Consider the following 26828-nt stretch of genomic DNA (forward strand, 5'->3'; position numbering starts at 1 on the left):
ATGCAGCGCTCAGCCCCAGTGCGGCGGCCGCTGCTCCTTGAGCCACGCGTCGTGATCATCGGGGGTGTCGCCCCAGGCCCGCGGGTCGTCCTCCCCCGCGGTCGCCGGGATGGCCGGCCCCGAATCCTTCGGGGACGCCTGGCCCGCGGCGGCGCCGCGGTCCGGCTGCTGGTCGTCGCGGCTCATCCTGTCGGCGTCCTTCCGTGGCGTCGGTTGGTCTGCATGATCGCGGGGCGGCAGCCCGATGAGCGCCGATGCGCGCTCCGCGCAGCCGTCCGGGTCCGTGAACACCTCGATGGTCCACAGCGGCATGTAGCGCCACCCCATGCGTTCGAGGATCTGGGGCCTGAGCCTGCTGCGCTCCCGCACGGACATGGACTTGTAGCGGCCGGTGCCGTCCGATTCGATGGCCAGCGGTGCGGGCCGTTCGTCCTGCGCGGCAGCGGCGCTCCCGTCCGCCCGGAGGTCGGCGGGCCGCACCGCGACGATGTCCAGGACACCCGCATAGTGGTCCCACACCTCGGCGCCGCGGTGCCGCAGCCGGTCCACGAGGTCCGCGACGAGGGGGTCCTCGTTGCTTCCGGACGTGGGTCTGCTCCGGCCGGCGTCGCCGCCGAGTTCGCGCTGGAGCAGCTCGAAGAAGTCCAGGGCGCCGGCGGTGAGGCGGTCGGGGTCGAGGTCGGAGGGCTCGAAGCAGGTGAGCACGTGCTGCAGCCGGCGGGCACGCGTCATGGCCATCACGAAGTTGCGGCGCCCGTCGGGACCCGACAGCGGTCCGAAGGAGTGCAGGGTACGCCCGTGGGGGGTGCGGCCGTAGCCGAGCGAGAAGATGATGTCGTCACGGACCAGGCCTCCGGCTCGTTCCACCGGCACCACCCGGAAGGACTCCCGGCCCGGCGTGAAGAACCCGGCGGCCCAGGGGAACTCCGCCATCTGCAGGCGGATGGCCTCCCCGACCCGCGCGGCGTGCCGGGCACTGGCGGTGACCACGGCGAGGGAGACGCCCGGACGGCGGCGGATGTGCTCGAAGACGAGTTCGACGACCCGGTTGACCTCGACGTCGACGCTCTCCACGCCGTCGTGCTCGGAGCTCGGCATCCCGGTCCCGTTCGGAAGGTATTCGACCACGAGTCCGCGGCCCTCCCCGGTGACCTCGGAGGCCTGCGGCAGGCGGGTGAGCTTCCCGTCGTAGAACGATTCGCTCAGGTAGGTCCCCAGGCCGCGGTCCACACCGCGGTACACCTCGGTCAGTCCGCGCACGGGCAGGACCGAACGCAGCGCGTCGAAGGCGCTGGGCAGGGGCTCGAGGGCCGAGGCGCGGTCGGCGGACTGCACCTCGATGCTGAAGCGGGTGGGAGCGGCCAGGCGGTCGTCGCCGAAGACCACGGTCTGCGAGGAGCGGGCCACACACGGCACCGCGCTCTGCAGGGACATCGACTCGCCGTCGAGGATGACGGCGGTGTCGAACCGGTAGTCCCCGGGCACCGCGCCCCGGACGGTCAGCGGGCTCACGGCCCAGATGGGCAGGAGCGCCGCCACGAGGTCGCGGTGGAGGGCGGCGAAGACCTCCAGGGTCAGGGTGCCGTCCTTCAGCTCCTGGCGCAGCCGTGCGGCGTCCTCGGGGTGGCCCTCGACCGCGGCACGCCAGCGGTCCGCGAGGATCCAGCGGACCCGGGCGGATCCGGAGGCGATGTGCGCGTTGTCCGCGAGCCGGTACTCGGCCTCCAGCTTGCGGAGGCTCGCACCGTCCGACATCGCGAGGTAGTCGTCCCCGCTGATCATGGCCTCGAGGGCGGACTGCCACCAGGCGAGCTCGAGCTCGGAGCCCACGCGGTCGGCGGGCACCTCCCGGGCTGCGAGGTCGGTGAGCAGTTCCGCGAGGCCCTGCTCGCGCATCTCGTCGAGGAGCAGCGTGCGCTCGGGCAGCGTCTCCAGCGTGTCCTTGTCCGCGGCGAGGTCTCGCAGCAGGGCCTCGAGGCCGTCCAGGGCCAGTCCGGCGAGGTCCGGGTGCTCCGCCGTGGGCCGCAGGATGGCGGTGAGCTCGGCGAGGCGCCCCTCGACGTCGCGGTAGGAGGCGTGGATCTCGGCCAGCCCGGTCGGCACGGAGGGGTGGCGCTCGGTGAGGGCGTACCGCGTCCACAGCGTGCGCTGCTCCTGCACCTCGAGCAGCGAACTGTGGAGGTCGGAGATGTGGACGCCCGGCCGGATGTACTCCTTGGCCACGCGCCGCAGCCGGGACCGCGTCATCGAGCTCATCTCGATGCCGCGTTCCTTCCGCCATGCCGACGGCGCCGTGGCCGAGATGAGGTCCGTCACGGGGCGGTCGAAGATGTCCGGCGTGAACTTGTCGAGGCTGCCCCGCACGGCGACGAGCAGCTCGAGCTGCTCCCCCCACTCCCTGAAGCTCTCGCCGAGGGTGATGTGCGAGTGTTCCGCGACGCGCTGCACCTCACCGCGCAGCGCGGGGATCCCGGTGGCGAGCTCCTCGGCGAGGCCGTGCGCGTGCTCGGTCTCCTTGCGATTGAGCAGCTGCGCGCCGTACCAGGGGCTCTCGGTCGAGGCCTTGCTGAAGCTGCCCAGTTCCGCGGCCCGCTGGAGGCGTTCCGTGAGCTCCCGACGGTCGGGGATGGAGTCGAGGACGCTGCGCTTGAGGCGCACCGTGGTGGACGGCGCCGGGTCGAGCGCGGTGAGTCCGGCCAGGGACTGCATCGCCTGGTACGGCGAGCAGCTCCACCGGCTGCGCACGTTGTGCAGGCTGCGCACGTGCTCGATCAGCTGGTGCCGGTGTTCGCTGAGCGTGGAGTGCAGGGTCCCGAGCGACGGTTCGGCCGCCTTCTCGTTCCGGACCAGGGCCCGGATGACGGCTTCCCGCAGCTGGGCGGGACCGGTCTGGCTGCCGAGCTGGAGCACGAGGGAGCCGAGGTCCAGGCCGTCGAGGTCCTGGACGAATTCGTTGAGCGTACCCCGGCGCTCGGCGGCGACGATCACGCGACGGCCCGCGGCGGCGGACCTGGCCGCCAGGTTGAGCGCCGTCTGGGTCTGGCCCGTCCCGGGCGGAGCGGCCACGACGACGCTCACGCCGGCGGACGCGAGGTCGAGGACCTCCTGCTGGGCGCGGTCCGCGTCGAGGATCAGGAGCTCGTCCTGGGGATCACACTCGTCGGGTGCCGGGAACGAGAGTCCGTCGGCCGCCGTCGTGAGCGACGCGGCGGCCTCCTCGTCACCGCGCGCCGACGCCATGAGCGCCGCCAGCACGGGGTGCTCGGGGCGCAGGGCAGGATCGCCCCTCACCCCGGCGAGGTCGGCGAAGGTCGACACGAGGATGCGGTGCTCCACCGACATGCCGCGTACGCCCTCACTGAGCACACGCATGCGTTCGAGGACCGGATGCGGGTCGAACCGGGCTGTCCCGTAGGCGAGGCGAGCGATACCCGCCGGGTCGACCTGCAGGCCCTGCTGGTTCCGCAGGTGCCGGACGAGCGCCGGGTTCATGCGGGCCTGCTCGGTGATCTGGAGCTCGTAGTCGTCCTGCGACGCGTGGACGGTCAGGGACACGGCGGTCAGGAGCACGGGGGCGTTGAGGGTCTGGGAACGCCCGGAGTCGTCCACGGACCGCCAGGACGCCGTGCCGGCGGCCAGGTAGCCGACGTCGATCCCGCGTTCGGTCCCGAGTTCGAAGATCTTGGCGCGGAGGGCGCGGGCGGCCGCCTTGGCAGCGCTGTACTGCACCGGGTCCCGGAGGAGGGTGGACAGCCTCGTCCGGCGTCCTGCGAGAAGCTGTGCGAGGCCCGAGGGGTGCGCATGGGTCAGGTCGATGCTGGTCCCGGCGGAGGGCCGGAAGTGGAGCAGGGTGTCCCCGCTGGCCTGCGATCCGAGCCCTTCGAGCCAGGGCTCGAGGAAGTCCTGGGCGGCCGGGCCCGCGGGCGACGGCGCCGGCTGCTGCTCCGGCGCGGCGACCGGCCGGCCCTGCTGCGGCTGATCCTCCGGCTCTCCCGCCGCGTCACGCTGGTCCTGCTCCGGCACCGCCGCCTTCTTCCCTGCATTGTCTCGTGCTGATCTCGACCAGATGGGCATGTCTTCCAAGCTATCCGAAAAGCGTCCGGACCCCGCGGATAGCAACGCGGCCCGGGCGGACCGGAGTGGGCTGATGCCCACCCCGGAGCGCGACTACTCCCATTCGATGGTTCCCGGCGGCTTGCTCGTCACATCGAGCACCACGCGGTTGACGCCGTCCACCTCGTTGGTGATCCGGTTCGAGATCCGCGCGAGCAGGTCGTACGGGAGGCGGGACCAGTCCGCGGTCATGGCGTCCTCACTCGACACGGGCCGCAGGACGATGGGGTGTCCGTAGGTGCGGCCGTCCCCCTGCACGCCGACGCTGCGGACGTCCGCGAGCAGGACCACGGGCATCTGCCAGACCTCGTTGTCGAGCCCGGCCGCCGTGAGCTCGGCACGGGCGATCGCGTCCGCCGTGCGCAGCAGCTCGAGCCGCTCCTCCGTGACCTCCCCGACGATCCGGATGCCCAGCCCCGGCCCGGGGAACGGCTGCCGTCCCACGATCTCCGCCGGCAGGCCGAGCTGGGCGCCGACGGCGCGTACCTCGTCCTTGAACAGGGCCCGGAGGGGTTCGACGAGTTCGAACTGCAGGTCCTCGGGCAGCCCGCCCACGTTGTGGTGGCTCTTGATGTTCGAGGCGCCCTCGCCGCCGCCGGATTCGACGACGTCGGGGTAGAGCGTGCCCTGGACGAGGAAGCGGATGGACTCGCCGTCCGCCTCCGCCTCGCGCATGATGGCCCGTTCGGCCTCCTCGAAGGCGCGGATGAACTCGCGGCCGATGATCTTGCGCTTGGTCTCGGGGTCGGAGACGCCGGCCAGTGCGTCGAGGAAGCGGCGCTGCTCGTTCGCGACGTACAGCTTGACGCCGGTCGCGGCGACGAAGTCGCGCTCCACCTGCTCGGCCTCGCCCTCTCGCAGCAGCCCGTGGTCGACGAACACGCAGGTGAGCTGGTCACCGACCGCGCGCTGCACGAGTGCGGCGGCCACGGCGGAGTCGACCCCGCCGGAGAGTCCGCAGATCACGCGGGCATCGCCGATCTGCTCGCGGATGCGCTGCACCTGCTCCTCGAGGATGTTGCCGGTGGTCCAGTTCGGGGCCAGGCGCGCGCCGCGGAAGAGGAAGTTCTCGATGACGGCCTGGCCGTGCTGGGAGTGCTTGACCTCGGGGTGCCACTGCACGCCGTAGAGCGCCTTGTCCTCGTTCGCGAAGGCCGCGACGGGCGCACCGGCGGTGCTGGCGAGGACCTCGAAGCCCTCGGGAGCGGACTGCACGCTGTCGCCGTGGCTCATCCACGCATTCTGGTGCTCGGGGGTGCCGCTGAGGATGGAGCGGGCCGCGCCGTCGGAACGCACGTCCGTGGAGCCGTACTCCCGCAGGCCCGTCCTGGCGACCGTGCCGCCGAGGACGTCCGCCATCGCCTGGAAGCCGTAGCAGATGCCGAGCACCGGCACGCCGGCCTCGAACAGGTCGGCTTCGACGCGGGGGGCACCCTCGGCGTAGACGCTCGACGGCCCGCCGGAGAGGATGATCGCCGCGGGGTTCTTCGCGAGGATCTCCTGCGTGCTCAGGGTGTGCGGCACGATCTCGGAGTAGACGTCGGCCTCGCGGACCCGGCGCGCGATCAGCTGGGCGTACTGTGCGCCGTAGTCCACGACGAGGACAGGTCGGTGTTCGGAGCCGTTCTCGGGGGTAGTCACCCGTCAACAATAGTCCGCGGACGCGGGCCGGACCGCATCAGCGGGCCTCTGTGAAGCCGCTCAGTAGCGGGACGCGGCCTCGGGGTGGGCCGCCAGGTCCTCCTCCACCTGACGGTGGATCCGCTTCTCGACGACGAACGACAGCAGCGGCACCACGCCGCCGAGCGCGATCAGGACGAAGCGGCCGAAGGGCCAGCGCAGGATCTGCCAGAGGCGGAAGTCGGCGATGAGGTAGACCACGTACAGCCAGCCGTGGACGATCAGCACGGTGGTCGAGAGATTCAGTCCCCCGGCCGTCTGCGCGACGGCTTCGGGCAGGAACTGCAGGGGCGCGCCTCCTCCGGCGACGATCTCCGTCCCGAACCCGTACTTAGCGACCATCTCCACGACGACGAGCAGGAGCATGACACCCGTCGCGTACGCGAGGACCTTGTAGAACGCCAGGGCGGAGCGGATCTGGGCATGCGTGCCGCCGAACCGCCGCTTCGGGGTGCCCGTGGCGGGCGGGCGGCCCGGTCCGGTGGTCGGGTCGAGAGCTGGCTCAGTCACGGTGCGTTCCGCCTTCGGTGTCGGGTCTCATCTCGGAGCTTGATGCAGGCGTCGGATCGGACGGGGTGCCGGACGCGGGCTGGGTCCCTGCCTCCTCGGCGGCGTCGGCGGCGTCCTCCAGCGCGCGGCGGTGGTCGTCGGCGACGAGGCGCCACCACAGGAAGAACGCGAAGCCCGCGAACACGAACCACTCGATCGCGTAGAAGATGTTGAGCCAGTTGATCGGCGTCTCCTGCGGCTGCGGACCGACGACCACCGGCTGCATGCCGGCAGCGAAGGGCACATCCGCTCCCCCGGCGGTGACCGTCGTCGCCACCACGAAGGCCGCATAGGCGCGCACGTCCCACCGGTTGGCGAGCTCGGCCGTGGACAGCGAGGGGACCTGGCCCTCGACGGGCCGCTGCACCAGGGGCGCCTCGGGCGGCAGGAGGCGTCCGACGACGGCGGCCGGGCCGTCCTGCTCGGGCAGGGAGGCGACGTCCTCCGCCGCGGGCACCCAGCCGAGCACGATCGGGATGACGGCACCCTGCGCGGCGCCCCCGGCCTCCGCGCCGTCGACGGCGAACGCCTGGATCACCCAGAGACCGTCCTCGCCGTCGCGCAGGCGGTCCTGGACCAGGGTGCGGGTGTCCGGCAGGAAATCGCCGTCGAGCGAGACCATCTGGTCGGCGCCGGAGGCGTACAGGGGGGTGAGGGGCTGGAGGACGTCGGCCAGGGGCCGTACGTCCTCGGTGGCGCTCGGCGCAGGCGGTGGGGCCTGCCGCGAGGAGTTGAACTGCCACTGGCTGAGGAGCACGAAGACCGAGGCGATCGCCATCGCGAGGATCAGCAGAAGGATCCATCGAGGCTTGAGCGCGGTCTTCAACACCCCTTAACGGTACTTCGTGCCTGTGTAGAACAACGAATGGCGCCCGCGCCGGGGCCCTCCGGACGCGGCCGGAAAAACTGATTGGGATATCTCTATCACTGGGCCCGGATACGGTCTACGCTTGATCCTCGTGCGCTCCTATCCCTACCCCCTCACCGGTCCCCCGGATCTGCGCTCGCCTGCGCGTTACCTGCTGTGGCTCGCGGGCCACCAGAAGGCGACCCTGGCCGCCGGGATCCTGCTCGGTACCGTCTGGATGGCATCGCAGGCCGTCATGCCCTTCGTGCTCGGCCGGGCCATCGACGACGGCGTGATCGGCGCGGACTATCCGGCGCTCGTCGCCTGGGCCGGCGTCCTGCTCGGCCTCATGGTGGTCCAGGCGGTCTCCGACACCGCCACGCACCGCGCCGGGGTCAGCAACTGGATGCAGGCCGCGTTCCGCTCCGTCCGCCTCGTGGGCCACACGATCAGCAGGACCGGCGATGCGCTGCCCGCGGCGCTGCCCACGGGGGAGGTCGTCTCCACGGCGGCCTCCGACGCCTTCCGCGTCGGCGAGGTCTACGAGGTCCTGACGCGTCTCGCCGGCGCGGCCGCGGCGTGGCTCGTGGTGACGGTCCTGATCTGGCAGACCTCGCCCGTGCTCGGCGTCGTGGTGCTCGCGGGCGTCCCGGTGTGCTGCGGACTGCTCCTGTTCGTGGTGCGCCCCCTGCAGGCGCGGCAGCGCGAGCAGCGTGAGGCGTCCGGCAGGATGACGGCGGTCGGCGCGGACACCGTGGCCGGGCTGCGCGTCCTGCGCGGCATCGGCGGCGAGCACATCTTCGTGGACCGGTACCGGGCGAAATCCGCCCGGACCCGCGATTCGGGCATCCGCGTGGCGCATTCCCTCGCGGACCTCGAGGCGTCGCAGGTCTTCATCGCGGGCACCTTCAGTGTGGTGTTCACGTGGGTCGGGGCGTCCCTGGTGCTCTCGGGCGACATCACGCCCGGCGAACTCGTGGCCCTGTACGGCTTCTCGATCTTCCTGATGACGCCCATCCGGGCGGCGGCCGATTCCGTAGCGCGCTTCATCCGCGCGCACGTGGGCGCCCGCAAGATCCTCGCGGTGCTCGCGGTCCAGGCGGATGTCGCCGACACCACGACGCCGGTCCCCGCCCCGCCGTCGGGCTCCGTCCTCGTCGACGAGCGCTCCGGCGTCGTCGTCGAACCCGGCCTGCTGACCGCGGTCGTCTCGAAGGACCCCGCGGAGGCGACCGACGCCGTCACGCGCCTCGGCCGCTTCGAGGACGCCGTCCTCGAGGAGGCGGGTGTCCGGTGGGGCACCGCCGACCTGCGGCATGTGCCGCTCGCTGCCGTCCGCGGGCGCATCGTGGTCAGCGAGGCGAGCCCCCAGCTCTTCAGCGGGCCGCTGCGCCGGCAGCTCGACCCGCACGGCAGGCACGACGACGGCACGATCCTCGCGGCCCTCGAGGCCGCGAGCGCCCTCGACATCCTGGACGGCCTCGACGGCGGCCTCGACCACGCGGTGACGGAACGGGGTCGGGGCTTCTCGGGGGGTCAGCGGCAGCGCCTCGTCCTGGCCCGCGCCTATCTGACGGGGGCCGAGAACCTCGTCCTGGTCGAGCCGACGAGCGCCGTCGACGCCCACACGGAGCAGCGCATCGCGTCCCGGCTGGCCGGGGCGCGGCGCCAGGACGGCCGGACGACCGTCCTGGTCAGCGCGAGCCCGCTCCTGCTGCGCAGCATGGACCGCGTCGTCTTCCTCGAGAACGGCCGCGTCGCCGCGCAGGGCAGCCATACGGACCTCATGGCCGGCAACCCCGCCTATCGGGATGTGGTGATCCGCAGTGAGTAGCACGGCCGTACTTCCCGTCGCCGCGCCGGCCACGGTCCGCGACGAAGCCTTCCGCCTGATCCGCCATCACCGGCGGGGCCTCGGAGCGGTGATCGCCCTGTACGTCGGATCGGCCGTCGCCGGGCTCGCCGGCCCCCTGCTGCTCGGGATCCTCGTCGACGCACTCGCGGCGGGCACGACGCCCGGCTTCGTCGCGACCGTATCGGCCGGGATGCTCGCGTTCCTGGCGGTGCAGTCGGTGCTGCGCCGGTACGCCGTCCGGTCCGGCATGGTGTTCGGCGAACGCGTGTTCGCCGAACTGCGCGAGGACTTCATGGAGGACGTCACGGCACTCCCCCTGTCCACGGTGGAGACGGCGGGCACGGGCGACCTCGTGGCCCGCACCACCAACGACATCGACGCCGTGTCCCACACGGTGCGCTTCGGCGTGCCGCAGGTCGTCGTCTCGGTGGTGACCATCGTCCTGACGCTCGGCGCCGCCGTCGTCACCTCCCCGGTCCTGTCGCTGGCCCTCCTCGTGGGACTGCCCCTGCTCTGGCCCGTCACGCGCTGGTACCTGCGGCGCAGCGCCGGCGGGTACATGCGCGAACGCGAGACCTACGCCGTCGTGAACGGGACGATCACCGAGACCATCGAGGGCGCCCGCACGGTGGACGCCCTCAGCCTCGGCGGGCTGCGCCGCGCGGACCTCGACGACGCCCTCGGCAGCAGCTACCGGGCGGAGCGCTACACGCTGTGGCTGCGCTCCGTCCTGTTCCCCGCCGCGGACGTCGCCTTCTGGCTGCCCGCCGCCGCCGTCCTCCTCTGGGGCGGCTGGCTCGCCGGCCAGGGCCTCGTCACCCCCGGAGCCGTGGCCGCGGTGGCCCTGTTCGCGGTACGCCTGATCGACCCGGTGGACCTGCTCATCATGTGGACCGACGAGATCCAGGTGGGCGCCGCGTCGCTGGCGCGGATCGTCGGCATCAAGGGGGTCGAGCCGGACCGGGAGGCGACGACGGCGGAACCGGCGAACGAGGACATCGTCGTGTCGGCCGCGACGTACGCCTACCGCCCCGGGCACAACGTGCTGCACGGCGTCGACCTCACGCTCGTGCGGGGCGAGCGCCTCGCCGTCGTCGGGCCCTCGGGGGCCGGCAAGTCGACGCTGGGGCGCCTGATCGCCGGGATCCACCCGCCGACGTCGGGCTCCGTCACGGTGGGCGGCGTGCCGCTCGTGGACCGGCCGCTCGACGACCTGCGCCGCGAGGTGGCGCTCGTGACGCAGGAACACCACGTGTTCGTCGGCTCCGTCTCCGACAACGTGCGCCTCGGCCGGGCGGACGCGGGCGACGGCGAGATCGAGGACGCCCTGCGCAGCGTCGGGGCGCTCGACTGGGTGAAGCAGCTGCCCGAGGGCATGGACACGGAGGTGGGCTCGGGGGCGTTCGAGCTGAGTCCAGCGCGGGCCCAGGAACTGGCGCTGGCGCGGCTCGTCCTCGCCGACCCGCACACCCTGGTGCTCGACGAGGCGACGTCCCTGATCGATCCGCAGGCCGCCCGCGACCTCGAACGATCGCTCAGCGCGGTCCTCGAGGGACGGACCGTGATCGCCATCGCGCACCGGCTGCACACGGCGCACGACGCCGACCGCGTCGCCGTCGTCGAGGACGGGCGGATCACCGAGCTCGGCTCGCACGAGGACCTGCTCGCGCTCGACGGCGCGTACGCGTCCCTGTGGCATTCGTGGCGGAGCGAGTAGCCGCCCGCGGGCTCGCCGCTAGTGGTTGTGGAACACCAGCGAGGAGTTGATCAGTTCGGAGATCACCTCGGCGTCGTGGGCACGGCGCAGCGACTCCCGGAAGTTCTCCTTGAACAGGCTGCGGGCGATCGTCGCGAGGACCTCCAGGTGCTCCGAGAAGGACTGCGCGGGTGTGGCCATGAGGAGGACGAGGGTGGCGGGACCGTCCACGGCGCCGAAGTCGAGGCTGTACCCGAAGCGCGTCACCCCGACGGCGATGGAGGTCTGGTTGACGTACTCGCTGCGTGCGTGCGGCAGGCCGACGCCGCCGGGCAGTCCCGTCGCCATCTGGTGCTCGCGGGAGTTGACCTGGTCGAGGAAGGCCTGGAGGTCCGAGAGCCTGCCGGCGTCGTACAGCCGTCCCGCGAGCTGGGCGGCGGCCTCCTCCTTGGAGGTCGCCTCCATCTCGAGGATCACGAGGTCGGGCGTGGTGAGGTCGGCGTCGTGCGGATCGAGCGGCTTCTCGCTCACGGGGTGCCTTTCGGGGTTCAGTCGACCGAGACGTAGGGCGAGAGGACTACCTCCACCCGCTGGAATTCCTTCAGATCCGAGTACCCGGTGGTGGCCATCGCCCGCCGCAGCGCCCCGATCAGGTTCGAGGTGCCGTCCGTGTGGTGGGACGGTCCCCACAGCACTTCCTGCAGGGGCCCGACGGTACCGATGTTGACCCTGTCGCCGCGCGGCAGTTCCGGGTGGTGGGCCTCCTGGCCCCAGTGCCATCCCTTGCCGGGCGCCTCCTCGGCGCGGGCGAGCGCGGAACCGAGCATGACGGCGTCGGCGCCCATCGCGATGGCCTTGACGATGTCGCCGCTGGCGCCCATGCCGCCGTCGGCGATGACGTGGACGTAGCGCCCCCCGGACTCGTCCATGTAGTCGCGCCGCGCTCCGGCGACGTCGGCGATGGCGGAGGCGAGCGGCGAGTGGATGCCGAGGGCGCGGCGGGTCGTCGTCGTCGCGCCGCCACCGAAGCCGACGAGCACGCCGGCCGCACCGGTGCGCATCAGGTGCAGTGCCGGGGTGTAGCCGGCCGCGCCGCCCACGATCACGGGGACGTCGAGTTCGTAGATGAACTTCTTGAGGTCGAGCGGTTCCTCGTTCTTCGAGACGTGTTCGGCGGACACCGTGGTGCCGCGGATGACGAAGATGTCGACGCCGGCCGCGAGGACCGTCTTGTAGAACTGCTGGGTGCGCTGCGGCGTGAGCGATCCGGCGACGGTCACCCCGGCCTCGCGGATCTCGGCGAGGCGGCTCGTGATGAGGTCGGCCTGGATCGGGGCCTCGTAGATCTCCTGCATGCGGCGGGTGGCCGCCGGGCTGAAGTTCTCCGTGCTCAGGCCCGCGATCTCGTCCAGGGCCTGCTGCGGATCCTCGTAGCGGGTCCACAGACCCTCCAGGTTGAGGACCCCGAGGCCGCCGAGCCGGCCCATCGCGATCGCGGTGGCGGGCGACATCGCGGAGTCCATGGGGGCCGCGACGACCGGCATCTCGAACTGGTAGGCGTCGATCTGCCACTGCACGGAGACGTCGAGCGGATCCCGGGTGCGGCGGGAGGGCATCACCGCCACGTCGTCCAGCGAATATGCCCTGCGTCCGCGCTTGCCTCGGCCGATCTCGATCTCGTAAGTCACTGCTCTAGGTTAGCCCAGCGCGCCCTCCCGGCAGGTGTCGCGTCGTGAAGGGCGGCCGGTCCGCGCACGGCGCGGCCGGGTCCCGCGGTCCGGCGGGAACGCACGGGCACCCTATCCTGGACCTCGGACAAGGACTGTCGGGGAAGGACCAACGGGGAAGGACGACGGGATGCCGTTCCGCAGCAAGCAGACCCTGGAGACCTGGATCGACGACTTCAGGACCACCCGGGAAGGCGGCGCCCTCATCTCGGTGCTGGTGCAGGACGGCGCCGACGGCGCCGATACCGGACTCGTGATCGTGCCGCTCAGGAACGACAGCACCGAGATCTACCTGCAGCCCGTCGCCGTGGGCGACCCGCGGTGGTCGATCTCGTTCGGCGCCCGCAGCGAGGACTCCGAGCTGACCGCCGCGGAACTGCACGGGCTGGCCGCGGAGCTCCTCGTGGCGGCGTCCCTGTGCCAGTTCCTGGAGGAGAAGTCGATCGGCCATGAGGAGCATCAGGACGACGAGCAGGCGGAGAACGTCCCGGCGTGAGACCCGGGAGGCACCGGGACGCCGTCAGGCGTCCGGCAGCTGGCTCTCGAACATCCGGAAGTACCGGCCCCGCAGCGCCACGAGCTCGCGGTGCGTCCCGGACTCCACGATCTCGCCGTCCTCGAGCATGTGGACGACGTCGGCCTTCTCGATGGTCGCCAGGCGGTGGCTGATCGCGATGATCGTCCGTGAGCGGTCGGCGAACAGTCGCGTGAAGATGCGGTGCTCGGCGAGCGCGTCGATGGCCGATGTCGGCTCGTCCATGACGATGAAGGGCGCGTCGCGGTAGAAGTTGCGGGCCATGGCGAGCCGCTGCCACTGGCCGCCGGACAGGCCGCTGCCCTTGCGCCCGCGGGGGTCCTCCATCCAGTTGCTGACGTAGTTCCCGAACCCGTTGGGCATCTTCCCGATGAAGTCCGCCGCTTCGGCCTCGCGTGCCGCCCGGCGCACCCTCGCCTCGTCGCGCGGCCGGTGGACGTCGCCGAAGTAGATGTTGTTCTCCGCCGTCGCGAACTCGTACCGCAGGAAGTCCTGCGACATGACCGCGAGGTGCCGGTGCCAGTCGTCGATGCGGATGCCCCGCAGGTCCCGGCCGTCGAGCAGCACCGTTCCCCGGCTCGGCTGGTACAGGCCCGCGAGGACCCGGATGAGCGTGGACTTGCCCGCCCCGTTCTCGCCCACGATGGCCACGTGGGTCCCCCGCTCGAAGGTCATCGAGATGCCCTTGAGGACCTCCGACTCGCCGCCGGCGTAGGTGAAGTGGATGTCGCGGAGTTCGACGGCGGACGGCGCGTCCTCCAGGCGTGCCGTCGCCGCCGTGGACACGGGAAAGTCCATGAACTGCTCGTAGTCCTTGAGGTTCGCGAGGTCCTCGTCGATGGAGCTCAGCGAGGACACCAGGCTGTTGGCGGTGCTGAGGGCCCGGCTGACGATCTGCTGCACGTAGAGGAACTGGCCCACCGGCTGCGCGCGGGCGATGATCTGCCCCACGATCCACACCAGGGCGAGCAGCTCTGCGCCGTACTGCAGGGCGTCCGCCAGCAGCTGCTTGGGGATGTACCGCTTCTGGAAGTCGAGGCGCCGCTTCTCGTCGGCGTCCCTCAGGGTGGAGCGCAGGTCCATCAGGTACCGGACGATCCCGTAGAGGCGCATCTCGGCGATGTGCTGCGGCTTCATGAGGTTGTTCTCGATCATGCGCCGTTGCCGCCGGGAGTCCACCTGCGTGTTCCAGTGCGCCATCTGCTCCCGCGCGAGCCGGAACTGCAGGTAGACGCTGGGGATGATCGCGACCAGCACGATCAGGGCGATCCACCAGCTGACCAGGAGCAGCGCGCCGATCGCGAGCAGCACGGAGACCAGCTGCGTGAAGATGGCGGCGATGCGGTCGAGCACGCGCGCATAGGAGTCGGAGAACCGGCGGGCGCGGTCGTAGAGGTCGATCGTCTCCTTGTCGTCGTACCGCCAGAAGTCCAGGGCGAGGAAGCGTTCGTACATGCGGTCGCCCACCATGGCGCCGACCCGGAAGCTCAGCACCTGCTGGATGTAGCGGTCCACGCTCGTGAACGCTCCCCACAGCAGCCCGAGGACGGCGGTGACGATCACGTAGACGACGGCGGACCGCCCGGCGTCCGGGTCCCCCGCGTAGGCGGCGGCCAGCGCCGTCGTCGTCAGGGATGCGTAGTAGGTGGTGACCAGCGGCAGGACCGCCGAGATGAGGGAGCCCGCGACCTTCATCGCGACGGCGCCCGGCGACGCCTTCGCGCTGACCACGAGGACCTGCCCGACGGCGCGGGCGTACGGTCCCAGCCGGAGCTTGCGGCGGGCGGCCGCCTGGGGCTGCGGCAGGCCGCTCACGCGGGCCCTCCCGCCCGGAGGGCCACGCGCTGCGCCCTACTTGGAGCCGTAGTTGGGTGCCTCGACCGTCATCTGGATGTCGTGCGGGTGGGATTCCTTCAGGCCGGCGGCCGTGATGCGCACGAACTTGCCCTTGGCCTTCAGCTCGGGGATGGTGCGCGCGCCGGTGTAGAACATGGTCTGGCGCAGGCCGCCGACCAGCTGGTAGGCGACGGAGGCGAGCGGCCCGCGGTAGGCGACCCGGCCCTCGATCCCCTCGGGGATCAGCTTGTCGTCCCCGGTCACGTCCGCCTGGAAGTAGCGGTCCTTCGAGTACGAGGTGTTCTTGCCGCGCGTCTGCATGGCGCCCAGCGAGCCCATGCCGCGGTAGGTCTTGAACTGCTTGCCGTTGACGAAGACCAGCTCGCCGGGGGCCTCGGCGGAGCCGGCGAGGAGCGAGCCGAGCATCACGGTGTCGGCGCCGGCCACGAGGGCCTTGCCGATGTCGCCGGAGTACTGGAGGCCGCCGTCGGCGATGACGGGCACACCGGCGGGGATGGCGGCCTTCGCCGATTCGTAGATGGCGGTGACCTGCGGGACGCCTACGCCGGCGACGACGCGGGTGGTGCAGATGGACCCCGGACCCACGCCCACCTTGATGCCGTCGGCGCCGGCGTCGATCAGCGCCTGCGCACCCTCGCGGGTGGCTGCCTGACCGCCGATGATGTCGACGTGCGCCAGGGACGCCTCGGCCTTGAGGCGCGAGATCATCTCGAGGACGCCCGCGCTGTGGCCGTTGGCGGTGTCGACGAAGAGCGCGTCGACGCCCGCGTCGACGAGCGCCATGGCGCGCTCCCAGCCGTCGCCGAAGAAGCCGATGGCCGCGCCGACGCGGAGGCGGCCGTCGTCGTCCTTCGTGGACAGCGGGTACTGCTCGGCCTTCGTGAAGTCCTTGACGGTGATGAGGCCGCGCAGGATCCCCTCGTCGTCGACGAGCGGGAGCTTCTCGATCTTGTTCTGCGCGAGGAGGTTGATGGCGTCGTCGCCGCTGATCCCCACGGCACCGGTCACGAGGGGCATCTTCGTCATGACGTCGCGCACGAGCGTGCGCGGGAAGTCGCGCTCGAGCACGAAGCGCGTATCGCGGTTCGTGACGATGCCGAGCAGGCGACCCGCCTCGTCCACGACGGGGAGGCCGGAGACGCGGTAGTGCCCGCAGAGTTCGTCGAGTTCCTGCAGCGTGGCGTCCGGGCCGATGGTCAGCGGTTTGGTGATCATGCCGGACTCGCTGCGCTTCACGCGGTCCACCTGGTCCGCCTGGTCCTGGATGGACAGGTTGCGGTGGATGACGCCGAGCCCGCCCTGCCGCGCCATGGCGATGGCCATCCGGGACTCCGTGACGGTGTCCATCGCGGAGGAGAGCAGCGGCGTCTTCACCGTGATGCGCTTGGAGATGCGCGACGACGTGTCGGCCTCCGAGGGGATGACGTCGGTGTGGCCGGGGAGCAGGAGCACGTCGTCGTACGTCAGGCCGATGAATCCGAAGGGGTCGTGGGTCTCGTTCTGGCCTGACTGCTGGGTCACTGCTGCGCCTCTTTCGATGTCGCCCGGTGGGGGGTGGGGCTCCGGAGCGGCGGCTGTGGATGCGCCGGCGGGCCCTGACAGTCTAGAACGGATCGGGGAAGCCCCCTATTCCGGTGACAGCGCTCACGTCACCAGCCGAGGGCCGCCGTGAAGCGCTCCTCGAAGACCGGGACGGTCGTCTCGACGTACGTCTTGGAGAGGTGGTCGCGGTCCATGTACACGCGGACGTTCCCCACCACGCCGGGGCACGTCGCCCCCGCGCAGACGACGTCGGTCAGGTCCAGGTGTTCGAGACCGGGCAGGCGTCCCGCCAGCGGCAGGAGGGGCGACGACGGCGCGAGCACCTCCGCCGCCGGGACGTCGCAGGCCGTGGGGTCGGCGGCGTGGCGGGCCGTGCACTCGGCCATGTCCTCCTCGAACCGCGGCGTGTCACGGAGCGCGACGACGGGGATGCCGGCGTCCAGGAGCGGCGTGATGCCGGCCTCGAAGCCGGCCGGGACCTCCTCGGCGGGCGAACTCCAGTCCGTCCGCGTCCCGACGGTGAGCACGGCGTCGGGAGCGAGGTCCAGGGCGTAGGCGCGGACGGCCTCGTTGAAGGCCTGGCACTCCGGGTCCACGCTCCCGTGCGCATCGACGAACCGGCAGTTGGGCCGGTGCACCGAGACGGCGAGCCAGTCGTTGGTCCCGGCCATGGCACCGAGGGCGGTCATCCACATCTGCGAGTGGGAGTCGCCCAGCACCAGCACGGTCCGCTCCGCCGTCGCCGCGTCCCCCGTCTGGACGCACGAGGACAGCCGCGGGTCGGCGGGCATCAGGGCCTCCGAGCACGGCCCGTCCACGGCGGCCCATTCCGCGCCGAGGCTGCTCGCGAGCGGCTTCACCAGGGCGTCCTCCGAGCCCCGGTACTCGAAGCCCGGGTGGAGGGCCTCGGCTCCCGGGTTGTCGGCGCGCGTCTGCTGCTCCACCGCCGCCTCCTGGGCCTGCACCCGGTACTCCCAGCCGGAGAGCGGGACAGCTACGAGGGCCAGGGCCAGCGCGGCCACGAGGCCCGTGCGCCGGCGCTTCGCGGCCGGCCAGGACCACGAGCGCACCGGCTCCTCCACGAAGCGCGTGGTGAGCACGGCCAGCACGAGGGAGGCACCGATGACGACGGCGCCGTCGAGCAGTCCGGCCCCCTGCTTCCCGGCGACGACGAGCCAGATGACCAGGACGGGCCAGTGCCACAGGTAGAGCGCGTAGGACGCACCGCCGAGCCGCAGGAGCGGCCCGGAGGACAGCCAGCGGTCCACGCCGGCCGGGCTGTCCGTACGGCCGGCGACGATCACGGCGGCCGCGGCCAGCGTGGGCCAGAGGGCGACGAAGCCCGGGAACTGCTGCTGCACCTGCAGGAGGACGCCGCACGCCAGCATCATCACCACCCCCGCCCAGCCGAGGACCACCCGCATCCGCCGCGGGAGCACGACGTACGGCAGGGCGAGGGCCACGAGGGATCCGAGGGCGAACTCCCACAGCCGGGCGCGCGTGTCGAAGTAGGCCGCCGCCTGGTCCGTCCCCGTCTGCCACACCGAGAACGCGAGCGACACCCCGAAGAGGCCGCCGAACAGGGCGATCAGCACGGGCCGTGGCCGCAGGCGCGTGACGGCGACGAGCGCGCCGGCCGCCGCGAAGAGGAGCGGCCACATCAGGAACACCTGCCCCTGGATGGACAGGGACCAGAAATGCTGGAGCGGGCTGGCCGCGCTGTGGTCCAGGGCGTAGTAGTCGACGGCGTTGCCCACGAGCTCCCAGTTCTGCCGGTAGGTCAGCGACGCCCACGTCTGGTCGAACACCGCACGCCACCGCGAGCTCGGCACGAAGAGGGCCGTGGCGGCGAGGACGGACAGGAGGACGACGGCGGCGGCGGGCAGCAGCCGCTTCAGCAGGTTGAGCCAGTACGCCACGAGGGCGAGGGGCTGCTGTGTCTCGAGCCTGCGCGTGAACGTGACCGTGAGCAGGAACGCGGAGACGAGGAGGAAGACGTCCACGCCGCCGGACACCCGGCCGAGCCAGACGTGGTAGACCACCACCATCGCGACGGCGAGGGCCCGCAGCCCCTGCACCTCGGGACGGAACCGGCGGGTGTCGACGCCCCCGGGCGCCGTCACGGCGGGCGCCGGAGCAGCGGTCAGGGGAATGGAGAGCACGCTGTTCCTCCTGTCGGGCGCGGGCCCGGGGCAGGGACGCAAAGCTCCAGATTACCGTCCGGCCGTCGTCGTCCGGCACCGCGGCGGACCGGCCGGCCCCCGCCCTCGCCCCGAACCCCGTACTCTAGGAGGAGTATCTTCCCCGAACGCAGGGGACCACCAGCACGGAATCGCCGGGTGTGCCGGCCTCGACGACGCTCGTCTGACGGCCGCTCCCCCGCCGTTCCTCACCAACGAGAGAAACCTGATCTGTGAATAAAAGAGCTGCCGCACTGAAAGCACCACGGGAACTTGCCAAGGGAGCCATGCGCATCGTCGCTCTCGGGGGTATCGGTGAGATCGGCAGGAACATGACCGTCTTCGAGTTCGACGGCAAGCTGCTCATCGTGGACTGCGGGGTGCTGTTCCCGGAGGAACACCAGCCCGGCATCAACGTGATCCTGCCGGACTTCTCCTACATCCGCGACCGCCTCGACGACGTCGTGGCCGTGGTCCTCACGCACGGCCACGAGGACCACATCGGCGGCGTGCCGTACCTGCTCAAGGAACGCGCCGACATCCCCCTGGTGGGATCGCGCCTCACGCTGGCGTTCATCGAGGCCAAGCTCAAGGAACACCGCATCACCCCGAAGACCATCCAGGTCAAGGAGGGCGAGCGGCGCACGATGGGCGGCTTCGACCTCGAGTTCGTCGCCGTGAACCACTCCATCCCCGACAGCCTCGCCGTCGCCATCCGCACCGCGGCCGGCATGGTGCTGCACACCGGGGACTTCAAGATGGACCAGTTCCCGCTGGACAGGCGCATCACCGACCTCGGCTCCTTCGCCCGGCTCGGCGCGGAGGGCGTGGACCTGTTCCTCACCGACTCCACCAACGCGGACGTTCCCGGCTTCACGACGTCGGAGAAGGACCTCGGGCCCGCGATCGACGCCGTGTTCCGCACCGCCCCGCGCCGGATCATCGTCTCGAGCTTCGCGAGCCACATCCACCGCATCCAGCAGATCATCGACACCGCCCACCGCCACCGCCGCAAGGTGGCCTTCGTGGGCCGCTCGATGGTGCGCAATATGACCATCGCGGCGGATCTGGGCTACCTGAACATCCCGCAGGGCCTGCTGGTGGACTTCAAGAAGCTCGAGCGCAGCGACGACCACAAGGTGGTCCTCATCTGCACGGGCTCGCAGGGTGAGCCGATGGCCGCGCTCTCGCGCATGGCCAACAACGACCACGCCATCCGGATCACCGAGGGTGACACGGTGCTGCTGGCCAGCTCCCTCATCCCGGGCAACGAGAACGCGATCTACGGCATCATCAACGCGCTCACCGAGATCGGCGCCAACGTGGTCCACAAGGGCAACGCGAAGGTGCACGTCTCCGGCCATGCCAGCGCCGGCGAGCTCGCCTACTGCTACAACATCGTCAAGCCCCGCAACGTCATGCCCGTGCACGGCGAGTGGCGGCACCTGCGGGCCAACTCGGAGATCGCCGTCGCCACCGGCGTCGATCCCCGCAACGTGGTCCTCGCGCAGGACGGCGTGACCGTGGACCTCGTCCGCGGCCGCGCGACCATCTCCGGCAAGGTGGACGCCGGACTCGTCTTCGTCGACGGCGACAGCGTGGGCGGCATCACCGAGGAGGACCTCGTGGAGCGCCGCCGCCTGGCCGAGGAGGGCGTCGTCACGATCCTCGCGATCATCGACCCGGACAACGGCAACATGGTCGAGGCACCCGAGTTCTTCACCAAGGGCTTCTCCTGCTCCGACGAGGACCTCGACAAGGCCGGCGCCGCCGTCGAGAAGGCGCTGCGCGATGCCGCCTCGAACCGCCAGGGCGGCCGCCGCCAGGACCCCGAGGACATCATCGAGCGGGCCACGGCCAACTGGATGCGCCGGTTCTACAACCGCCAGCCCGTCGTCAACGCGATCGTCGTCGACGCCTGACCCCGGCGCACTGCGCTGAAGCCCCGGTACCCGTTGGGTGCCGGGGCTTCGTCGTTGCCGGAGCCGGCGGCGTCGGATCCGGGTGTCCCGACCTGCCCACCGGGCGACGCCGCGGAGTGGGCAGGAGCGACGCCGACGCCACGACGGCCCGGACGCAGAAGCACCCCGGCTCAGCGGAGCCGGGGGGCCTCTGGGACGCAGCGGGCCGGAGCCCCTGTGACTAGTGCGAGTGGCCGTGGCCCTCATCGTCGGACGGCTCGGGCTTCTCGACCACGAGCGTTTCCGTGGTGAGCACCAGGGCAGCGATCGAGGCCGCGTTCTGCAGGGCCGACCGCGTCACCTTGACCGGGTCGATGATGCCGGCGTCGACGAGGTTCTCGTACTCGCCGGTGGCGGCGTTGAAGCCGTGGCCCACCTCGAGGTCCGAGACCTTCGCGACGACGACGTAGCCCTCGTGGCCGGCGTTCTCGGCGATCCAGCGCAGTGGCTGGGCGAGCGCGCGGCGGACGAGCCCGACCGCGGTGGCCGCGTCGCCCTCGAGTGCCAGGACGTCGGGGTCGGTGTCGAGTGCCTTGCCGGCGTGGACCAGCGCGGAACCGCCGCCGGCCACGATGCCCTCTTCGAGAGCCGCACGCGTCGAGGACACGGCGTCCTCGATGCGGTGCTTCTTCTCCTTGAGCTCCACCTCGGTGGCGGCGCCGACCTTGATCACGCCGATACCGCCGGCGAGCTTCGCGAGGCGCTCCTGGAGCTTCTCGCGGTCCCAGTCGGAGTCGGTGCGCTCCACCTCGGCGCGGATCTGCGCCACGCGGTCGGCGACGTCGGACTCGCTGCCGGTGCCGTCCACGATCGTGGTGGCGTCCTTGGTGACGGTGATCCGGCGTGCGGAACCGAGCACCTCGAGGCCCACCTGGTCCAGCTTGAGGCCGAGGTCCGGCGAGACGACCTGCGCACCCGTGAGGGTGGCGATGTCCTGCATCATGGCCTTGCGGCGGTCACCGAAGCCCGGAGCCTTGACGGCGACGACGTTGAGGGTGCCGCGGATCTTGTTGACCACCAGGGTGGAGAGCGCCTCGCCCTCAATGTCCTCGGCGATGATGAACAGCGGCTTGCCGGCCTGCAGGGCCTTCTCGAGCAGCGGCAGGAATTCCGCCAGCGAGGAGATCTTGCCGGAGTTGATGAGGATGAGCGCGTCCTCGAGGACGGCTTCCTGGCGCTCGGCGTCGGTCACGAAGTACGGGGAGAGGTAGCCCTTGTCGAACTGCATGCCCTCGGTGAGGACGAGTTCGGTCTGCGTGGTGGAGGACTCCTCGATGGTGATCACACCATCCTTGCCGACCTTGTCGAAGGCCTCTGCGAGGAGATCGCCCACCTCGGTGCTCTGGGCGGAGATGGAGGCGACGTCGGCGGTCTGCTGACCGACGACCTCGCGGGCGTTCTCGAGCAGGCGCTTGGCGACGGCCTGGACCGAGACCTCGATGCCGTGCTTGAGCTGACCCGGGGCGGCGCCGGCGGCCACGTTGCGGAGGCCTTCCTTGACGAGTGCCTGGGCCAGGACCGTGGCGGTGGTGGTTCCGTCACCGGCGACGTCGTTCGTCTTGGTGGCGACCTCCTTGGCGAGCTGGGCGCCGAGGTTCTCGTACGGGTCGTCGAGCTCCACCTCGCGGGCGATCGTGACGCCGTCGTTCGTGATGGTGGGGGCGCCCCACTTCTTGTCGAGCACGACGTTGCGTCCGCGGGGGCCCAGCGTCACCTTGACGGTGTTCGCGAGCTTGTCCACGCCGGCCTCGAGGGCACGGCGGGCGGCGTCGTTGAATTCCAACTGCTTTGCCATTCGTTGGTTCCTTTCAGGCTTGTGCAGCGAGAAAAACCCCGGCCACTTCGGGCCGGGGCTTCTCCAATCGGGGTGTTACTTGACGACGATCGCGAGGACGTCGCGGGCGGAGAGCACGAGGTACTCCTGGCCGCCCTGCTTGATCTCGGTTCCGCCGTACTTCGAGTAGATGACGATGTCGCCCTCGGCGACGTCGACGGGAACGCGGTTGCCGTTGTCATCGACGCGGCCGGGTCCGACAGCTACGACTTCGCCCTCCTGGGGCTTCTCCTTGGCGGTGTCCGGGATGACGAGGCCGGAAGCAGTGGTCTGCTCGGCTTCGAGCGGGCGGACAACGATACGATCCTCAAGCGGCTTGATAGAGACCGACACGGGCTCTCCTTTGCGTTCGATACCAATGGACTGGGGCCGTCGGGCGGGGCGTGAACCGTCGTCGCGGTGCCGGCGAACGCTTCCCTCGGGATTAGCACCCGTAGTGAGTGAGTGCCAACTCCGACTGTATGCAAGGGCTGGCACTCGGTCAAGGCGAGTGCCAATCCATGGCCACTATCGATGGGCTGCGTCGACACATCTCCTAATACGTCATGCTTCGTTTGCGTAATTCACCGCGCTTCGCCTACATTCAGGCAGGTAAGGCTTTCCTTACTGCTTGGTCCCCCGGCCGCCCGGCCCCTTCCCCCCGGAGTTCATCCATGTCACACGTGCGCCTCGCCGTCCTCTCCGCTGCCGCTGCAGCCACCCTCGCCCTGACGGCGTGCGGCGGATCCTCCGAAGCCGCCGGCGAGCCCGCAGCCTCCTCGACGGTCCCGGTCGAGCATGCGCAGGGAACCACCGAGGTGCCGGTGGACCCGCAGACGGTCTTCACGTTCGACCTCGGCGCTCTGGACACGCTCGACGCGCTCGGCGTCGAGGTGGCCGGCGTCCCGCAGGGCACCCTCCCCGAGCAGCTCTCGGCCTACGAGGGCGGGGACGTCACCGACATCGGATCCATGAAGGAACCGGACTTCGAGGCGATCGCTGCAGCCACCCCCGACCTGATCATCATCTCGGGCCGCGTCGCCGACTCCTACGACGAACTCTCCGCGATCGCGCCCACCATCGACCTGAGCGTCGACGCGGCCGATCCGATCGCGAGCTTCGCGGAGCACACGGAATCCCTCGGCCGGGTCTTCGGCGTCGAGGACGAGGTCGCCGACCGCCTGGCGGCCCTCGACGCCGCCATCGACGAGACGAAGGACGCAGCCTCCTCGGCGGGGGACGGCCTCGTCCTGATGACCAGCGCAGGCGAGATCACGGCGTACGGTGCCGGTTCTCGGTTCGGCCTGATCCACGACGTGCTCGGCGTCGATCCCGCCGCCGAGGTGAAGAGTGAGGGGACGCACGGCGAGGCCGTCTCCTTCGAGTACATCGCGGAGGTCGACCCCGCCCACCTGTTCGTGATCGACCGCGACGCCGCCGTCGGTGAGGCGGGAGCGGCAGGCGCGGCGGTCCTCGACAACGACCTCGTGAACGGGACGATTGCTGCGAAGAACGACGCCGTGACCTACCTCGACTCGGCAAGCTGGTACCTCATCGGTTACGGGCTGGACAACCTCGACGCCATGGTCTCGGCCGTCCACGAGGCCGTCGCGGCCTGATCCGCCCACCGCATCCCGCGGCAGGCGCCTCCATGCCAGCACTCGCCCTCCGGCCGCAGCGGCCGGTCCAGCAGCACGGTTCCACCGGATCACCCGCCCTGTGGCTGGCCGGTGGGGCCGTGCTGCTGCTCGCCCTCGTGAGCCTGTTCGTCGGCGTCTCCGACGTCTCGCCCGCGGACCTGCTGGCCGGTGACGCCGACGTCCGGCAGACCTTCCTCGTCAGTCGCGTGCCGCGGACGCTCGCGGTCGTCCTGGCCGGTGTGGCCCTCAGCATCGCCGGATTCATCCTGCAGCTCATGGCCCGGAACCGGTTCGTCGAACCCTCCACGGTGGGGACGGTCGAGTCCGCCACCGCAGGCATTCTCGTGGCCACGCTCGTCCTGCCCGCAGCGCCGATCGTCGGGAAGATGCTCGTCGCCGCCCTCTTCGCCATGGCCGGGACGGCCCTCTTCCTGACCGTCCTGCGCCGCATCCCGCTGCGCAACACGCTGATCGTCCCCCTGGTGGGCATCATGCTCGGCGGCGTCATCGCCGCGGTCACCACGTTCTTCGCCTACCGGTTCGACCTGCTGCAGACCCTCAACACCTGGATGATCGGTGACTTTTCGGGACTGGTCCGCGGCCGCTACGAACTGCTGTGGATCGTCGCCGTCCTCGCCGTGGTCGGTTACATCTGCGCGGACCGCTTCACGGTCGCCGGGATGGGCGAGGAGTTCACCACGAACCTGGGGCTGGACTACCGGCGCACCATGAACCTCGGCCTGGTGCTCGTGAGCCTCATCAGCGCCGTCGTCGTCGTGGTGGTCGGAGCCATCCCGTTCCTCGGACTGATCGTCCCCAACCTCGTGTCCCTGCTCATCGGCGACAACGTGCGCCGCGCCGTGCCCTGGATCGCCGTCGTCGGGGCCGGTTTCGTCCTCGCCTGCGACATCCTCGGGCGCATCATCCGCTTCCCGTACGAGGTGCCGGTGGGCGTGATCGTCTCCGTGGTGGGCAGCATCCTGTTCATCACCCTGCTCGTGAGGAGGAACGCCGGTGCGCGCTAGGACGGGGACCCTTCCCACCGCCGTCGTGCAGTCCGCACGGAGACCCGTACGGTCCCTCCCGCCCGCCGCCTGGCTGGTGGTCCTCGGCGTGACCGCTGCCGCGCTCGTCACGGCGTTCCTCCTGGTCGGCCTCGAGGGGAACCCCGCCTACGTGCTCCCCCGACGCCTGAACCGCGTGGGCGCGATGGTGCTCGTCGCCGTCGCCGTCGGGGTGTCCACGGTCCTGTTCCAGACCGTCACCGGCAACCGCATCCTCACGCCGTCGATCATGGGACTGGACGCGCTCTACATCCTGATCCAGACGGTGCTGGCCTTCGTGCTCGGCGCCGGGACACTCCTCACCCTGGGCGCTCCCGTCCGCTTCGCCGTCGAGGTGTCCCTGATGGTCGGCTTCTCCTGGCTGCTGTACCGGTGGCTGTTCTTGGGCAGCGGGCGCAGCCTCCACCTGCTGCTGCTCGTCGGGATCGTGTTCGGGGTGTTCTTCCGGGGCGCCTCGTCGCTCCTGCAGCGATTGATGGATCCGAGCGAGTACATCATCCTGCAGGACCTGTTCTTCGCGAGCTTCAACCGGGTCGATCCGCTGCTCCTGCTCATCTCCGCGGTCGCCGTCGCCGGGCTGTGCATCCCCGCCTGGCGGCTCCGACACCGGCTGGACGTCCTCGCCCTCGGCCGCGAGACCGCGGTGGGCCTCGGCGTCGACTACCGGCGCACCGTGACGCTCGTGCTCGTGGTCTGCTCGGTGCTCGTCGCCGTCTCCACCGCCCTCGTGGGCCCGACGACGTTCTTCGGCCTGCTCGTCTCCGCCCTCGCGTACCAGCTCTGCAACCAGTTCAGGCACGCCGTGGTGCTGCCCATCGCCGTCCTCCTCGGCGTGATCGCGCTCGTCGGCGGGCAGCTCGTCCTCGAGCAGGTCTTCGCCTTCGACACCGCGCTCAGCATCGTCATCGAGTTCACCGGCGGCATCGTCTTCCTCGTCCTCCTCCTGAAAGGCGTATCCGATGAAGGCCGTATCCGATGAAAGGCCGTCTCCGATGAAAGGCCGTCTCCGATGATCACCATCGACCGTGCCACCAAGCGCTACGGCGCCGCCACGGTGGTCGACGGCGTCAGCTGCACCATCCCCCGGGGCGGCGTCACCTCGATCATCGGTCCGAACGGCGCGGGCAAGTCCACGCTGCTGTCCATGATGAGCAGGCTCCTCCCGCTCGACGCCGGGTCGGTGGTGGTCGACGGACTGGACGTGAGCACGACGGCGGGCCCCGTCCTGGCGCGGACCCTGGCCATCCTGCGCCAGGAGAACCAACTCACCGTCCGGCTCTCCGTGCGCGACCTCGTGGGCTTCGGCCGCTTCCCGCACAACAACGGCCGCCCCACCGTCGTGGACCGCGAGCTCATCGAGCGGGCCCTCGCCTACCTCGACCTGACGGAGCTGGCCCACCGCTTCGTGGACGAGCTCTCCGGCGGGCAGCGCCAGCGGGCATTCATCGCCATGGTGCTGGCGCAGGACACGGACTGCATCCTGCTCGACGAACCGCTCAACAACCTCGACATGAAGCACTCCGTGGACATGATGCGCCTGCTCCGCCGCCTCGCCGACGACCTCGGGAAGACCGTGGTGCTGGTCATCCATGACATCAACTTCGCCTCCTGCTACTCGGACACGATCCTCGCGATGCGCGACGGCGCCCTCATCCGCCAGGGCCCGCCGGAGGAGATCATGACGCCGGAGGTGCTGCGGGAGGTGTACGACGTCGAGATCCAGGTGGAGCAGATCCGCGGCAACAGGATCGGCGTGTACTTCGCCTAGG

At 70.8% G+C, this 26828-nt stretch carries 19 protein-coding genes; 8 read left to right on the plus strand and 11 right to left on the minus strand.

Going from position 1 to position 26828, the window contains the following annotated elements; all coding sequences use genetic code 11:
• Window positions 1-9: 9 nt before the first annotated feature.
• The 4 genes from AC4D2F_RS05925 to AC4D2F_RS05940 form a co-directional block, all read right to left on the minus strand.
• Window positions 10-4074: a DUF4011 domain-containing protein gene (locus AC4D2F_RS05925; RefSeq protein ID WP_490909844.1), complete on the minus strand. Its 4065-nt coding sequence runs from the start codon at window positions 4072-4074 to the stop codon at window positions 10-12.
• Window positions 4075-4167: 93 nt separating this feature from the next.
• Entirely contained in the window at window positions 4168-5754 is a 1587-nt protein-coding gene (gene guaA, locus AC4D2F_RS05930; protein ID WP_104166155.1) for a glutamine-hydrolyzing GMP synthase, read from the minus strand.
• A gap of 60 nt (window positions 5755-5814) precedes the next feature.
• Complete coding sequence (locus tag AC4D2F_RS05935; protein ID WP_490909845.1) at window positions 5815-6303, minus strand: DUF3817 domain-containing protein; 489 nt, start codon at window positions 6301-6303, stop codon at window positions 5815-5817.
• Window positions 6296-7171, minus strand: a complete 876-nt coding sequence (locus AC4D2F_RS05940; protein WP_104166158.1) for an SURF1 family protein — start codon at window positions 7169-7171, stop codon at window positions 6296-6298. Before AC4D2F_RS05940 ends, AC4D2F_RS05935 begins: the two co-directional genes overlap by 8 nt.
• Before the next feature lie 130 nt (window positions 7172-7301).
• Here AC4D2F_RS05940 and AC4D2F_RS05945 point away from each other — a divergent pair, with 130 nt between their 5' ends.
• On the plus strand, window positions 7302-9023 hold the full coding sequence (locus AC4D2F_RS05945) for an ABC transporter transmembrane domain-containing protein (protein WP_104166790.1): 1722 nt from the start codon (window positions 7302-7304) through the stop codon (window positions 9021-9023).
• Window positions 9016-10761, plus strand: a complete 1746-nt coding sequence (locus AC4D2F_RS05950) for an ABC transporter ATP-binding protein (RefSeq protein ID WP_490909846.1) — start codon at window positions 9016-9018, stop codon at window positions 10759-10761. The genes AC4D2F_RS05945 and AC4D2F_RS05950 overlap by 8 nt, the downstream gene beginning before the upstream one ends.
• Before the next feature lie 18 nt (window positions 10762-10779).
• Here AC4D2F_RS05950 and AC4D2F_RS05955 read toward each other — a convergent pair whose 3' ends face one another.
• Window positions 10780-11271, minus strand: a complete 492-nt coding sequence (locus tag AC4D2F_RS05955) for a PTS sugar transporter subunit IIA (RefSeq protein WP_104166162.1) — start codon at window positions 11269-11271, stop codon at window positions 10780-10782.
• 17 nt (window positions 11272-11288) lie between these two features.
• Window positions 11289-12428: a GuaB3 family IMP dehydrogenase-related protein gene (locus tag AC4D2F_RS05960; RefSeq protein ID WP_104166164.1), complete on the minus strand. Its 1140-nt coding sequence runs from the start codon at window positions 12426-12428 to the stop codon at window positions 11289-11291.
• Window positions 12429-12597: 169 nt separating this feature from the next.
• On the opposite strand from AC4D2F_RS05960, the gene AC4D2F_RS05965 reads away from it, so the two are divergent.
• Window positions 12598-12963 carry a hypothetical protein gene (locus tag AC4D2F_RS05965; RefSeq protein ID WP_104166166.1) on the plus strand — a complete coding sequence of 122 codons (366 nt, stop codon included), beginning with the start codon at window positions 12598-12600 and terminating at the stop codon, window positions 12961-12963.
• Window positions 12964-12987: 24 nt separating this feature from the next.
• On the opposite strand, the gene AC4D2F_RS05970 is transcribed toward AC4D2F_RS05965, so the two are convergent.
• The 3 genes from AC4D2F_RS05970 to AC4D2F_RS05980 all read right to left on the minus strand — a co-directional run bounded on the left by AC4D2F_RS05970 (window position 12988) and on the right by AC4D2F_RS05980 (window position 18563).
• On the minus strand, window positions 12988-14817 hold the full coding sequence (locus AC4D2F_RS05970; RefSeq protein ID WP_490909847.1) for an ABC transporter ATP-binding protein: 1830 nt from the start codon (window positions 14815-14817) through the stop codon (window positions 12988-12990).
• Between the two features lie 36 nt (window positions 14818-14853).
• Window positions 14854-16380 (minus strand): IMP dehydrogenase, encoded by a 1527-nt coding sequence (guaB, locus tag AC4D2F_RS05975; RefSeq protein ID WP_104166170.1) that lies wholly within the window; start codon window positions 16378-16380, stop codon window positions 14854-14856.
• Between the two features lie 128 nt (window positions 16381-16508).
• Window positions 16509-18563, minus strand: a complete 2055-nt coding sequence (locus tag AC4D2F_RS05980) for an acyltransferase family protein (protein ID WP_490909848.1) — start codon at window positions 18561-18563, stop codon at window positions 16509-16511.
• Window positions 18564-18868: 305 nt separating this feature from the next.
• On the opposite strand from AC4D2F_RS05980, the gene AC4D2F_RS05985 reads away from it, so the two are divergent.
• Window positions 18869-20503, plus strand: coding sequence for a ribonuclease J (locus tag AC4D2F_RS05985; RefSeq protein WP_490909849.1), 1635 nt, complete (start codon window positions 18869-18871; stop codon window positions 20501-20503).
• Between the two features lie 220 nt (window positions 20504-20723).
• Here the strand turns inward: AC4D2F_RS05985 and groL are convergent, their stop codons facing one another.
• Window positions 20724-22337, minus strand: a complete 1614-nt coding sequence (groL, locus tag AC4D2F_RS05990; protein WP_104166176.1) for a chaperonin GroEL — start codon at window positions 22335-22337, stop codon at window positions 20724-20726.
• A 75-nt stretch (window positions 22338-22412) separates the two neighbouring features.
• Window positions 22413-22709 carry a co-chaperone GroES gene (gene groES / locus AC4D2F_RS05995; RefSeq protein ID WP_104166178.1) on the minus strand — a complete coding sequence of 99 codons (297 nt, stop codon included), beginning with the start codon at window positions 22707-22709 and terminating at the stop codon, window positions 22413-22415.
• Between the two features lie 320 nt (window positions 22710-23029).
• Between groES and AC4D2F_RS06000 the strand changes: the two genes are divergently transcribed.
• From AC4D2F_RS06000 to AC4D2F_RS06015, 4 genes are read left to right on the plus strand one after another with little or no spacing between them, the layout of a single operon-like run.
• Window positions 23030-23974, plus strand: a complete 945-nt coding sequence (locus AC4D2F_RS06000) for a siderophore ABC transporter substrate-binding protein (protein ID WP_490909850.1) — start codon at window positions 23030-23032, stop codon at window positions 23972-23974.
• Window positions 23975-24006: 32 nt separating this feature from the next.
• Window positions 24007-25020 carry an ABC transporter permease gene (locus AC4D2F_RS06005; protein ID WP_490909851.1) on the plus strand — a complete coding sequence of 338 codons (1014 nt, stop codon included), beginning with the start codon at window positions 24007-24009 and terminating at the stop codon, window positions 25018-25020.
• Entirely contained in the window at window positions 25010-26038 is a 1029-nt protein-coding gene (locus tag AC4D2F_RS06010) for an iron chelate uptake ABC transporter family permease subunit (protein ID WP_490909852.1), read from the plus strand. Before AC4D2F_RS06005 ends, AC4D2F_RS06010 begins: the two co-directional genes overlap by 11 nt.
• Window positions 26039-26068: 30 nt before the next feature.
• Window positions 26069-26827 (plus strand): iron ABC transporter ATP-binding protein, encoded by a 759-nt coding sequence (locus AC4D2F_RS06015; protein WP_490909853.1) that lies wholly within the window; start codon window positions 26069-26071, stop codon window positions 26825-26827.
• Window position 26828 lies beyond the last annotated feature (1 nt).

It is taken from the genome of Arthrobacter sp. TJ-263 (genome assembly GCF_058269155.1).

Excerpts from the sequence above, each read along its gene's own strand:
- AC4D2F_RS05925 (WP_490909844.1), bottom strand. The coding sequence starts at position 4,074 with ATGCCCATCTGGTCGAGATCAGCACGAGACAATGCAGGGAAGAAGGCG.
- AC4D2F_RS05965 (WP_104166166.1), top strand. The coding sequence starts at position 12,598 with ATGCCGTTCCGCAGCAAGCAGACCCTGGAGACCTGGATCGACGACTTC.
- AC4D2F_RS05985 (WP_490909849.1), top strand. The coding sequence starts at position 18,869 with ATGCGCATCGTCGCTCTCGGGGGTATCGGTGAGATCGGCAGGAACATG.
- groL (WP_104166176.1), bottom strand. The coding sequence starts at position 22,337 with ATGGCAAAGCAGTTGGAATTCAACGACGCCGCCCGCCGTGCCCTCGAG.
- AC4D2F_RS06000 (WP_490909850.1), top strand. The coding sequence starts at position 23,030 with ATGTCACACGTGCGCCTCGCCGTCCTCTCCGCTGCCGCTGCAGCCACC.
- AC4D2F_RS06005 (WP_490909851.1), top strand. The coding sequence starts at position 24,007 with ATGCCAGCACTCGCCCTCCGGCCGCAGCGGCCGGTCCAGCAGCACGGT.
- AC4D2F_RS06015 (WP_490909853.1), top strand. The coding sequence starts at position 26,069 with ATGATCACCATCGACCGTGCCACCAAGCGCTACGGCGCCGCCACGGTG.